Origin of the sequence: Paenibacillus oryzisoli (genome assembly GCF_001653565.1) — a bacterium.
Taxonomy (GTDB): Bacteria; Bacillota; Bacilli; order Paenibacillales; family NBRC-103111; genus Paenibacillus_E; species Paenibacillus_E oryzisoli.
On sequence record NZ_LYPB01000060.1, the window covers coordinates 78,429 to 91,149 of the forward strand.

The following is a 12,721-nucleotide window of genomic DNA, read 5'->3' on the forward strand; positions in this document are numbered from 1 at the left end:
CTGTCGCTATATTGCAATATTTGTAAGCATTATGCGAAAGCATCTTGTGTTAAAATGGAAAAATCGGCTTGAAATCAACAGGTATGAGGTGAACTATTTTTTGCTACAGTTATCAACCTATAGAAGAAGAAGCTTTCTTTCTATGATCCAACATGCACTCGGACTTGTTGTGAGTCGTGGAAAACTTATGATTTATACGTTTTTGGCAATTTTGTTGAAGTCACAGCTCTTGTTGGCTGCGTTGCATGCGCCAGATAAGGCGGGGATTAATATTGGCAAAATGTATTTCACAGTACCGCCAGTTCTTTCCCATTTGATGTTTATTTTATTCGTTGTGGCTATTGGTCTTTTCTTTAAAAAACGTGGCCGTCGTATGTATCTTGTAATCGTTCAAGTACTGTTCAGTGTACTTCTGGTATGCGATTTAGTGTACTTCAGGGCGTATTCAGCGTTTCTATCCCTGCGGTTTATCGCCCATCCCAATGGATTTAATCCACTGGATTATAATCTATGGACATTTATACGCCCTTTCGATTTGTGGCTGGTGATTGATCTTGTGGTAATCGCTGCGATTGCGCTTTTCAGGATGAATAACAGCCCGATTCTGTCACGTCGAACCGAACGCAAAAGACATCCGATAGTGGCCCTAGTATTGATGGTACTAGCTGTTGGCATTGTGACCTATGACCATTATCGTATCGATGTGAAGAACACGACCCAAGGCGAGATGATGTTCTTCAATCTCAGTTGGGCACCTTTTCAATCTATGTCAGATATGTCACCTATTGGTTATCATTTGTATGATGGTTTACGGTTATTCGGAGCTGCAAAGTCCATTGAGCTTACAGATGGTGCGCGAAGTGAGGTACAGAACTGGTTCGCTTCGAACGCTGAGAAGTTGCCGGATAATACCTACAAAGGGATGTTTCAAGGTGAAAACCTGATTGTCATTCAAGTGGAATCCCTAGAAAATTTCGTCATTGGACAGAAGGTGAATGGGCAAGAGATTACACCTAACTTCAACCGATTGCTAGGAAATAGTCTGTATTTCCCGAATTTTTATGAGCAGGTGAACAATGGCACGAGTTCAGACAGTGATCTGCTGACGACAACATCCGTGTTTCCAATTCGTTCAGGCGCGAATTTTTTCCGTTATCCGACGAATACGTACAATTCCCTGCCTAAGATGATGGAAGGGATGGGCTATCAAACGATTTCGACACATTCCGAACCCGCGGGGAGCTGGAACTGGGTAGAAGCGCATCATAATATCGGCTACCAGACGAGCTGGGATATCAGTAAATACCAGGTAGATGATCTCGTTGGGCTTGGCTTGTCCGATGAGACATATCTCAAGCAGCTTGGTGAGAAAATGACAAGTGTGCAGTCGCCATTCATGCTGCATGTTATTACCTTATCTAGTCACGGTCCTTTCGATTTGCCTGATAAAACAAGGAAACTTCAACTCGACCCTAGTTTGGATAAAACGATCATGGGCGCGTACTTCCAAGCGATCAACTATACGGACAAGCAGATCGGGGCTTTCATCGACAAGCTGGATCAAACAGGTCTGCTGGACCAGTCGGTAGTTGCCATCTATGGTGACCACACCGGTGTGCATAAGTATTATCAGGATCAAGTTGATGCGATACCATCGTTGGAAAATGAAGCTTGGCGAACGCATTCGCTGCAACTGCCGTTCATCATTTACAGCAAGGGCATGACAGGGGAGCAGATTCCCACTATCGGGGGGCAGATCGATACCTTGCCGACGCTTGCTTATCTTATGGGCGTAGAGCGCGATAAGTTCGAATCTACAGCAATGGGCAAAATTCTGGTGAATACGAATCGAAATTACACGATTCTCAACAACGGTACGCTCGTTGGCGAGCCGCAGAATGCGGAGAAAGATCATATTTTGCGATCATTCCAGATCGCGGACTGGGTGCATGAGAGCAACTTTTTTGCGAAATAGATGGGTATGAGGAGAGCTAAGCAGATGCTTAGCTCTTTATTGCGTGAACGGCGAGCAGTAGGGAATTGAATACCTGTAAAAAGTACATCTAATTTGTAACTTTTGAGCTAGTAAATTAGATTAAAATTATGTAGTTATTTTTCATGGAAATTACAATTTCAATGAAAATCCTCGCTATTAACTGTAGGTTTTCCAGTTATTCTGGTATAGAGTGGATATTAGCTAGTTGGAGTTCCTGATGTAGTTAAAGTAGATGGCGTAGTAGTCGGAGTTGATGAACGAGCAAAGGTAGCAGGAGATGAACGAAGTTTGCCCAGCCCCCTATTTAGGAGCTGGGCTATTGTGATTTGAAAAGTATTATTTTACTTCGGAAAGTAAGAATTTATCGTTTACTTTTTTTGTTGTATAGGTCACGCCGTCTTTCGTCGTGAACTTCACGAGCTCAGACGTGTTGGCTTTATCGAACGTGATTTCTTCCTTTTTGGTCGTCAAAATATTGTCAGTGAAGTACGACTTCGTATTCGTAAGGAATGTCGCACCAGCCTTCGTATCTGTTACATAATAATTTGCAATGGTATCCAGCATCGCGGCATCGACGTAACTAGAAAGAAACTTCTTAGCTGTCTCTTTATCTGTTGCAGCAATCGGATTGAGAACGAAAGCGCCATCGGCAGATTTCGCTTCAGCGAACAAGTAATCCACTTTCTCGCGGGCGATTCTAGCCGCGATGTAGCCTTTCATGTTTGTTGCATCTTGTGTAACAGCAGCGGTTGCTTGTGGGGCTGCTGTCGCTGTCGCAGTAGGTGTCGAAGTTGTGGAATCTTTGGAACTGCATGCAGCGCCTGTAACTGCCATTGTTAGTATTAGAAGCCCTGCAGCTGTTTTTTTCAAAGTCATGGGGTACACCTCATCATTATTTATGTACTGGCTTATATTGTTAAAAAAACCGAATTATATGCAAATAGGATAGCCAGCAAGATAAAAATATAAACGATAAGAGTGGGAAATGCAACCGTGAGAGCGCGTGATTATGCAGGAAAATGCTGGTTTTAGTTAATAAAAGTGATGAAAACGCTTGTAATTGTGACGATATATTTAGAGGTTACAAGATTGTAGGCCAAAGGTCGGGAGATCGTCGATAAAATCGACTAACGCGAGCAAAAGGCGGGCGCGTAGCCCGAATAAATTTTCAACAGAAAAACTGGATGTTTCTACAAACGACTACATGTAGAAAATCCAGTTATATGTGAATGTGTGTCCCCCTCATAAATAAGGCGTCTGAGTTAAATCCATGATTTCTGCTTGTAAACCAGTTCGTAAATCCGTTTTGGGTTGATAGCCGAGGAGTAATTGTGCTTTGCTGATATCAGCCCAAGTATGTCGGGGTTCTCCGGAAGCCTTGCCAAGAAATTGCCTGTCTATTTTTCGATCATAAAGTTCTTCGAGAATGGCGATACAATCAAGGACAGAAGCACGTTCTTTGCCTCCGATATTTATCGTTTCACCTATGATATTCGCTGCATGCGCCGTTGCTGCAATCGCTTCAACACAGTCACCAACAAATGTAAAGTCGCGTGTTTGGAGTCCGTCGCCATTAATCGGTATGGGCTTATTGTGACGTATATGTTGAATGAACCGATGGAAAGCCATATCAGGTCGCTGTCTAGGACCGTACACCGTGAAGAAACGTAAGACAACGATAGGTAACCTATCTTTCGTTGCATAAACCTTACAGAGCTGCTCTCCAGTCAGTTTGGTGATCCCATAAGGTGAGAGCGGCTCTGTCGTAGAGGTTTCATTTACTTGATTCGTTTTTTCGCCATAAACGGAAGAGGTCGATGCATATACGATCTTACTGACAGGATACATCCGACAACCTTCCAGTAGTCGCTGTGTAGCTTCAATGTTATTCGTGACGTAGGTTTTGAAGTCTTCTCCCCAGCTTGAACGCACCCCAGGCATGCCAGCCAAGTGGTAGACAATGTTGACACCAGGAAGAATTTCCCCCCATTGAACATGCAATAAATCTTGGTTAATGAAAGTGAAGCGTTCATGGTTTCTTAAATACCGCAGATTATATTCTCTTACTTGGATAGGAGTTGGAGATTTCTGAACCAGTGCATCCAATCCGATGACTTCGTTCCGTGGATCCTGGAGAAGCTTCTCACATAGATGCGATCCAATAAAACCTGCCGCTCCTGTAACGAGGATTTTCATCGCAAGTAACTTCCTTTCTTTCAGCAATATATTATCTATATCCAATACCGAAATAAGCATAGCCTAGCTTGGTCATTTCTTTGCCGTTCAACGTATTTCTCCCATCAAAAATATAATAGTTTTTCATATGTGCTCTTAACTGCTGCCAATCCGCTTCTCGATAATCTTTCCATTCCGAACACAGGATGACTGCGTCACAATGCTGCAATGTGGTCTCAATGGATTCGAATTGTTGAACTTTTTCAGAGAGGAATGCTTGAGGCAACTTGGCAATGGGATCGTGTACTCGGAGGTGGACTCCTTTATGTTGTAATTGTTGAATGATGGAGAGGGCTGGTGCTTCTCTTAAATCATCGGTATTCGGTTTAAAGGAAATGCCGAGAATCGCAACCGTTTTACCACTAAATCCATCTATCTTTTGCTCCCATATAGTCAAAAAGTGGGTAGATTGCGAGTTGTTGACGGCAACAACGCGGTCAAGAATGCTCAATTCAACTTGCTGCTCTTTCGCCGTGTATAAGAGAGCCATGCTGTCTTTCGGGAAGCAGGAACCGCCATAACCGATCCCGGCTTTCAGGAAATGAGGGCCAATCCGTTGGTCCATTCCCATTCCTTTCGTGACATCGGTGACATTGACTTCCAAAGATTCACAAAGTCTTGCTAATTCATTTACATAAGAAATTTTCGTTGCCAAGTAGGCGTTCGAAGCATATTTGATCAATTCTGCTGTTCGGGGATTAGTCAACAAGATAGGGGCATGAATGCTGCTATATAAGGATTGAATAACTTGGGCTGCTCGCTCGCTATCGCTTCCAATAACAATTCGATCCGGATTCAGAGAATCATACAAGGCGCTGCCTTCTCTAAGGAACTCGGGGTTAGAGACGACATCAAAAGGTTGGGGTTGAAGTTGCGACTCGGTGATCCATTCGACTAATTTGCGGTTTGTGTCTATAGGAACTGTGCTTTTCACAGTAATGATTTTATAGTCATTCATGTAAGTACCAATACTCGTGGCTGCTCCTCGTACTGCTTGGAGATCAGCGCTTCCATCTTTGTCGGAGGGGGTACCGACACATATGAAAATAATGTCATTCTCACGAATACCCTTTTCGGGTGAGGTAGTGAAATGGATATTTCCGGATTCAAGATGTTTCTTTAATAAGAGGTCTAACCCGGGTTCATAGAAAGATAACTTGCCCCCCATTAATGCATGTATTTTCATTGTATCTGTATCCAATCCTGTAACTTGCCATCCTAATTCAGCAAATAACAAGCCCGTTGTAATACCTACGTACCCCATACCCATAATCAAAATTTTCATTTTCCTGACCCTCCGTCTTCCTGCACAAACATCGACAATGGACTGATAATTGAGTTCGTCATAGGGTAGTGGTTAGGATTAAGAATGGCATACTCTAACAAGATGCTGTTGTCCAATGTACAACTTTCGAGTTTGATATTAGGTCCTATCGTTACGTAAGGTCCGATTACACAATTAATTAATTCAGCACTAGGGTCAATGCATACAGGTGGGATTAAAGTAGTTCCTGGATAATCTGTTCGGGTCGCTAGCAAACCTTCATCAGCTAACTGTGTCAACATCCACCGATTCGCTTCCAGCCAGCCTTCCATCGTCCCGACATCAGAGAAATTCTTTTCTGTCATTTGATAGGTAACCGAATAGTTATGTTGGATCAGCCATTGTATCGCATCTGTAATTTCATATTCGCCTCTGGCGGAAGGATTAATCGCGTGTACAGCTTGGAAGATACTTGGTGTAAACGCATAACTCCCCAGAACCGCAAGATCTGACTTGGGCTCTGAAGGCTTTTCTTCAAGACCAATAATACGATCATGACTTATCTCTGCAATTCCAAATGCGCTTGGATTCGCAACCTTTCTTAGAAGAATGGCTGCATCATGATTGTCATGTGTAATGGCATGGCACAAGTCATGAAGATCTTCTGTAATTAAATTGTCGCCAAGAAGCAGTACGAAAGGTTCGTTATTCATGTAAGCTTCGGCGTGTTTCACTGCATCTGAGATTCCCAAAGGATTAATTTGAAAAATATATGTGATATTTACATTCCACCTCTCGCCAACGCCTACATCTTCCATAAACATGGAATGAAGATTGGGCCGGATAACAATTCCGATTTCGTCGATGCCTAATTCCACTAGCTTTTCAATACCATAATGAATTAAGGGTTTATTCGCCACTGGAAGCAGACCTTTAGGTTTAATATTAGTAAAAGGTTGGAGTCTAGTACCTATGCCTGCACAGAGAATTAATCCTTTCATAAGCTTTTACCTCCTTGTCTATATGAAGACATTATTAATTTATGATGAAAATTATGAAATGTAAGGGCTATTCACAGGGAGAATAAGCTGATATGTATACGTTTTATGGAAATGCTTCCTTCAGGACAAACATAATCCGCCAATCTACTCTATCAAGAGCCTAAGCAGGAATAATGAAATATCATAGTATACAGGGAGACATTAAAGTTTCTAATTTGCGGTGAGGGGAATGATTTTGTTGGAAAATTTAGAACAATTACTCAGTTATTTAAAAGCGCATCCTGAAGTGGTAGAACTCTCATTAGAGTATGAGAACGGTGACAAAAACAAAATTGATTTAGCAGAGATCAAAGATCTAAGAAATGACATCGCTTGGGCCGAAGTGGACGAAGTAGAAGTGGAGTTAGCTGACGGTAGTAAAATCGCTTTTGGTTCAGACGATGATGAGGATGACGAGGAAGAAGAATCAGACGAAGAATCAGATGATGAAGATGAAGACGATGAAGATGAAGATGAAGATGAAGATGAAGACGACGACGAAGAAGTAACGGTGTCTGCTGTAAATAGTGATGACGAAGATGAAGATGAAGATGAAGATGAAGATGACGAAGACGACGATGAAGATGACGATGACGATGATGACGATGATGACGAAGACGAAGACGACGAAGCATAAGTAAAGGAATTCTATGTATATGTGATGGATGTTCGGTGAAAATAAAGATATAGAGGGATCCCATAAAAGAAGCAGCGGCAGACCAAGACTTGAATAATAAAGTCTTAGACTGCCGTTGTTGTCTTTCAAATAACGTACTCTTTGGTATAACAATGCAACCAAGTACCATTTCATTTATGTTCGTTATTTCAGCTGCCTACAAAACGGTTTCTTGCTGCTCCTATACCGAATAGAAAGAGCAAGACCGCAGCGCCAAGCAGAATGAAAAGTGGCAGGTTCCAACTATTTGTCGCATCATGCAGATATCCGATAAGAGCAGGTCCGACCGCAGCCAAAAGATATCCGATCGATTGCGCCATGCCAGACAGTTCCGCAGCTTGATGTGCATTTTCAGTACGTAACCCAAAAAACATCATGGACAAACTAAAGGCGAAGCCTCCACCAATTCCGAGCATGATGATCCACAACAGAATCATATTGGAGCTTCCGTAAAGAAGTCCAATCGTTCCCGTCAAAAGCAAAATGGTTGTAATGACCACTAACAACTGTTGGTTAGACATGCGCCCAGCAATAACAGGGACAATAAAGGCAAATGGAAGCATAGCTATCTGCATAATCGAAAGGTACCATCCTGATAGGTTCGGATCAATTCCTTGCTCCTTTAAAATTTCAGGCAACCATGCGATCAACACATAGAAAACCATGGACTGTATCCCCATAAACAAGGTTACTTGCCAGGCAATGGGGGATCGCCAAACATTCACCTCGTTACTGGTCATTTGTTGACTTGTCGTAGTAGTTTGCTTCGTTTTATTCCTTAATTGAGGTAACCAACAGAGGATCGCTATAGAGCTTAGAATCCCCCATATTCCTAATGCTCCCTGCCATTTTAGACCTGCGTTCACCGCTAGAGGCACACTGATTCCTGATGCGATTGCTCCACATAAATTCATTGAAATAGCATAAACACCTGTCATGGAGCCAATTTTATTCGGGAAATCCCTTTTGATTATACTTGGCAATAATACATTACATACGGCAATTGCGAATCCAAGTATGGCTGTCCCAATAAACAGATTAGCTGCGCCAGATATAGAGCGAATTACAATACCTGCTGTCAGAAAGAGTAGGGCGAACAGTATGGTACGTTCAACCCCATATCTTTGTCCTAATTTTGGTACAAGAGGCGATAATAAAGCAAAGGTAAGCAAGGGTACCGTTGTGATCAGACCTGCTAATGTATTTGAAATATGAACATCATCCCTGATTAAACTCACTAAAGGACCGACTGATGTTAAGGGAGTACGTAAATTAGCTGCAATAACAATAATGCCGAGTATGATCAGCCCAATAGATGAGGGTACGGCATTATTAGTTTGTTTGTACGGCATTCTTAAATTCTCCTTCCTTGAAAAACGATACATCCGCGCGAATAATAAAAGTATATTATAATATATTATTTCAATCAATAGGTAATTTATAATATACTAAATTAGATCTGTAAACAAAAATACAACTCTGAAATTCCTTTCATGGAATTCAGAGTTGTATGTAATAAGTGCCATATTCGACTTTAGAAATCGTACTTTAAGGATATATGGAGCACGGTTTGGCTATCCGTATGATTGGTATAAGAATGAGGGGAATCTGCACGAAAACTGATCGTATCATATTGATTCAATATGTACATCTCTCCATTGACTTGAATTTCAATGGAACCAGTCATGACTGTCGCAATTTCAGTTGTATTGACATGATGACCTTCAGGCTGATACGAGCTATTTGGCTGTAAGTAAGCACGGCACATTTCAATATCGTTACTTTTAAAAACGGGTTCAATGATCCAATTTTTGTGATCATTAGAAAACCGCAGTCCTTCACCTGCTCGATACAAACTAGCAGAATCTTCTGATTTAAACAAAGCCAATAGCGGTAAAGATATACCTTTTGAAATTTTCCATATAATGGCCAAAGTCGGATTTGTCTCGCCACGTTCGATATTCCCCAGAGTAAGTTTACTTACGCCCGTTAGTTCCGATAAGTCATCTAAGCTCATGTTTTTTTCTTTTCTATACTTTTTCAAGGTAACACCGATTTGTAATACAATTTCTTTTGATTCATTGATTTCATCCATTAGATTCACCTCAACAAAAAACAGTTATAGCTAGTATATTATTTATTTGGATTCTTTTCCATACGAGTAGAATTTGATGCCTGACTACACGCCTACGAAATAAATGAGCTGTCCCTAAGTAGATGTGTCTACTTATGGGACAGCCAATGAAGTTAACATGATACGTCATATTAGATTATCTTTGTTCCCAGACAGCAAGAATTTCCTGAGCGACACGTTCCCAAGGGAAATATTGTTCTGCCAATCTTCGTCCATTAAGTCCCATGTGGCGTGCATGGTTCATATCCGACAACAAGGAATTGAGTGTCTGTGCATATTCATTCGGATCTTCTGGGTTATTGATGAGTATACCATTATTATTTCTTATAATCTCTGGGTTGCCTCCTCGAGCTGTTGTAAGGAAGGGCAGTCCAGCGGCCATAGCTTCATAATGAACGCGCGCTAAGGGTTCCTGCCAAATCGACGTGCATACAAAGACATCTCCTGCACAGAACCAGCGGTGAATATCTTGTGCTTGAACATACCCGGTTGTGATGACGGGAAGGGGTGAGCGCACGGCGAGTGCTCTGACATAAGCGATATAATCGCTTACGGAGTTATCGCTGAACCATGCACCTCCTACTACAACGAGTACAGCATCCTGATGTTGAATTTGAGACATGGCACGAACTAACACATGGGGGCCCTTATTACGTGTAAGCCGTCCAACGAACAGAATAACTTTCTTGTTGGATAAATTGTGTTCAGCTCTTAGGCTCTCACGCGCAATCCTTGCCTGTTCCGACTCCATCCATGGGGCAAAACGATGCAAGTCAACGCCGGAATATATCGGTTTTATTTTGCTAGCTGCTTGTGGATAGTAATCACAGATAGCAGTGCCAATATAGTTGCTAATTGTAATAATGCGCTCGGTTTGTTCAATGACTTGATTTCCTTCGTTTGCCCCGATTTTGAAGGGATTGAACATATCGTTATGCATACTTAGAATAATCCGTGAGGAAGGGGCAACTTCTCTAACGGGAAGGACCAGCAACGGGCGGTTGAAAATTTGAATCAGATCATAATGCTCTGGTGTATGCCTAAGGAATTCGATAACCCCCGTCGCGTATGCTTCCAGTAGTCCATGGGATTCCACACGAACATAACGAATGCCATTTACATGTTCATCGTTAGGTAATGACTGGTCCGTTCTTCCTAATATGGTAATTCTGTGATGTTTACTTAGTAGCGAAGCCACACCGTCAATATAGGTTTGAATAGCTCCCCCTCGAATGTTGGGGACAGGCAGCTTTTCTGTACAAATCATCAGAATGTTCAAGTTAACAGCTTCCTTTCTCAGGCGGTCCTTTTTCTAGGGGGAATCTGCCTTTTTTTCCATGGCGGTGGTGCTTTCTTATTGGTTAGTGGGTGTTTTATTTTTTTCATTGTTGGTTTGATTTCGCGTTTCATCGGTTTTTTAAGTCCGAGTTTGCGTTTTATTGGTTTCTTCCGAGAACGGAATACTGGTTTCACTTTTTTCTTGAGCGATTTTCTGTAACCCGTAATGATTTTTACACCTGTGAGACGTTTCCATTTTGTAAGTCTTTTTAATTTTCTACGTCTCAGATAACGGGTTTTCTTGATGATTCTAGTTCTTTTTGCAGCGCGACGCTTCCGTGGAACGCGAAGTTTAAATCGTTTCTGTCTGCGAGTTGGGAATGGAATAAGAGCTGGAACTGTAGGTGCGGTAGTCGTAGAGTCTCCAGCATTAACGGGCTCAGGTTGGACCACTTCAACAGGCGTAACGGGCATCTCGGAGTAAACAGGCGTTAATAGATCTCCAGGAAGAACAATAGAAGGACGTTGGAGAGAAGGTTTGACGTAATCCGCCGAGTAGTCTCCAGCAGGGTAGTTTGCCTTATCTTTTTCGAGCTCGGTTAATGCCTGCCATTTGCTTGCTTCTGTTGTCATGACTCTTTGAAGAATTGGCGCAAGCTCAGTATCAAGGAAAACTTGGGGATTAAACACAATTTCTTTGACATGCTTATAAAATTCATTAGGAAAAGCCATATCGATCCATAAGATCTCGAAGGTTTCTTGGTCTATGGGATTGCCCTTATGATAGGCTTCAATCATGCCGCGAATCCAGGTTAAATCCCACACACCCATATCATCCATGGTGCTAGTGATTAATTTTCGTAAGTCCCGAATAGGCAGATCATAAGATACGCCGTCTAAGTCAATGACCCAGATGCCGCCAGGTCCCATTTGGCCGTTGGACCATCCAAAATCTTGATGAGCAAGTCCCCAATGGGGTTCACCTTTGGCGATCATCTTGTGGTAAGGGGAATTTTGGAAACGTTGATACATGTCGTTCGCTTGCCTTTTGAATTCATCAATAACGGCAAGCAAGTTTGCGCTTGCTGCAGTATCCGAGTAGGCGAGAGCGATATCCTGAAACCAGCCGATTTTGGCAATGATTTTCTCGTAATATTTGCCCCATCCAAAGATGCGCGAGGATTTCTCCGAACCAGAAGGTGGAACATAGCCACGTGAGTTATTGTGGAATTCCCCTAAGCCAAAGCACAGCTGAGAAGCGCCTTCCAAATCGACTTTGGATACGGGTACCAAGGGTTCAATCCAGTCTGTCACGATCCAGAGTTTACCGCCTGCTTCGACGAACATGTTCCCTTCTTTGGTAGGAATGAAAGAGGGTACACGGTAACCTAGACCAGACATATAGGATTGAGCACCTACACTGAAAAGACTTCTTCGAGGGCGTCTGTGCAGACATTTGATACTGAGGTTGCCTTTACTTGTGCTGATTTTCCAAATAGCGCCGCCTTTATCGGGCTTAGAGGTAATCAAGAGCATATCATGGACCTGCATGTCATAATGTCCCATGACCTCTCTTGCCAGCATCTCTAGTCCAGGAGGAACATACATGTTAGCTACGATTCCTGGTTCCAAGACGTCATCGATCCAGGGTACGATTTGATAATTTTCCACCACCATCACTCCATCACGTATTTTAAAGTGAATTGTACGTTCTAAGCATTTACCCAATCTGCGACATTACTTTAGTTTTACTTCTGTGCGTTTGCATACTGCTGTGAAAACGAATGATCACCTCACATAAACCGAATTAGGTTTATCTAATTCTATGCATATGTCATTAGGTGAATCGTTGATATGTACAAGAGTGGAACTTCACGAAAAACGATTAGACTTCCGCATACTTTTATACGGGAATATATCTTTGATATGAAACCAAATGGTTTCATATATTGAAAACGAAACCAAAAGGTTTCGCAAAGTGCGGTAAGTCAATCTTAACGTGAGTAAAGCGGATAAGACGCAGTCTTTCGTCATTTATATACTTGTATCGTTCCTTACTTCTATTGCTTTCGCAGTATGTATAGAGCTATGGAAAGCT

10 protein-coding genes are annotated in these 12,721 nt (G+C 42.1%); 2 read left to right on the forward strand and 8 right to left on the reverse strand.

The window, feature by feature from the left end:
- The first annotated feature begins 142 nt into the window (after positions 1–142).
- A complete protein-coding gene (locus A8708_RS12620; RefSeq protein WP_068663855.1) occupies positions 143–1,975 on the forward strand; it encodes an LTA synthase family protein in 1,833 nt (610 codons plus the stop codon).
- A 357-nt stretch (positions 1,976–2,332) separates the two neighbouring features.
- Here A8708_RS12620 and A8708_RS12625 read toward each other — a convergent pair whose 3' ends face one another.
- From A8708_RS12625 to A8708_RS12640, 4 genes are all read right to left on the reverse strand, one after another.
- Positions 2,333–2,872, reverse strand: a complete 540-nt coding sequence (locus A8708_RS12625; RefSeq protein WP_068663858.1) for a hypothetical protein — start codon at positions 2,870–2,872, stop codon at positions 2,333–2,335.
- Positions 2,873–3,238: 366 nt separating this feature from the next.
- The gene (locus A8708_RS12630; protein WP_068663860.1) at positions 3,239–4,192 is read right to left on the reverse strand and encodes an NAD-dependent epimerase/dehydratase family protein; all 954 of its coding nucleotides are present in this window, start codon (positions 4,190–4,192) and stop codon (positions 3,239–3,241) included.
- 31 nt (positions 4,193–4,223) lie between these two features.
- The gene (locus A8708_RS12635) at positions 4,224–5,516 is read right to left on the reverse strand and encodes a UDP-glucose dehydrogenase family protein (RefSeq protein WP_082927460.1); all 1,293 of its coding nucleotides are present in this window, start codon (positions 5,514–5,516) and stop codon (positions 4,224–4,226) included.
- Positions 5,513–6,496 (reverse strand): sugar phosphate nucleotidyltransferase, encoded by a 984-nt coding sequence (locus A8708_RS12640; RefSeq protein WP_068663862.1) that lies wholly within the window; start codon positions 6,494–6,496, stop codon positions 5,513–5,515. Before A8708_RS12640 ends, A8708_RS12635 begins: the two co-directional genes overlap by 4 nt.
- Before the next feature lie 238 nt (positions 6,497–6,734).
- On the opposite strand from A8708_RS12640, the gene A8708_RS35415 reads away from it, so the two are divergent.
- Complete coding sequence (locus tag A8708_RS35415; protein ID WP_068663864.1) at positions 6,735–7,172, forward strand: hypothetical protein; 438 nt, start codon at positions 6,735–6,737, stop codon at positions 7,170–7,172.
- A gap of 188 nt (positions 7,173–7,360) precedes the next feature.
- Here the strand turns inward: A8708_RS35415 and A8708_RS12650 are convergent, their stop codons facing one another.
- From A8708_RS12650 to A8708_RS12665, 4 genes are all read right to left on the reverse strand, one after another.
- Positions 7,361–8,563: a CynX/NimT family MFS transporter gene (locus A8708_RS12650; RefSeq protein WP_068663865.1), complete on the reverse strand. Its 1,203-nt coding sequence runs from the start codon at positions 8,561–8,563 to the stop codon at positions 7,361–7,363.
- Between the two features lie 182 nt (positions 8,564–8,745).
- Positions 8,746–9,306: a helix-turn-helix domain-containing protein gene (locus A8708_RS12655; RefSeq protein WP_068663867.1), complete on the reverse strand. Its 561-nt coding sequence runs from the start codon at positions 9,304–9,306 to the stop codon at positions 8,746–8,748.
- A 175-nt stretch (positions 9,307–9,481) separates the two neighbouring features.
- On the reverse strand, positions 9,482–10,624 hold the full coding sequence (locus tag A8708_RS12660) for a glycosyltransferase family 4 protein (protein WP_068663869.1): 1,143 nt from the start codon (positions 10,622–10,624) through the stop codon (positions 9,482–9,484).
- Between the two features lie 17 nt (positions 10,625–10,641).
- Positions 10,642–12,300 (reverse strand): CotS family spore coat protein, encoded by a 1,659-nt coding sequence (locus tag A8708_RS12665; RefSeq protein ID WP_157264734.1) that lies wholly within the window; start codon positions 12,298–12,300, stop codon positions 10,642–10,644.
- Positions 12,301–12,721 lie beyond the last annotated feature (421 nt).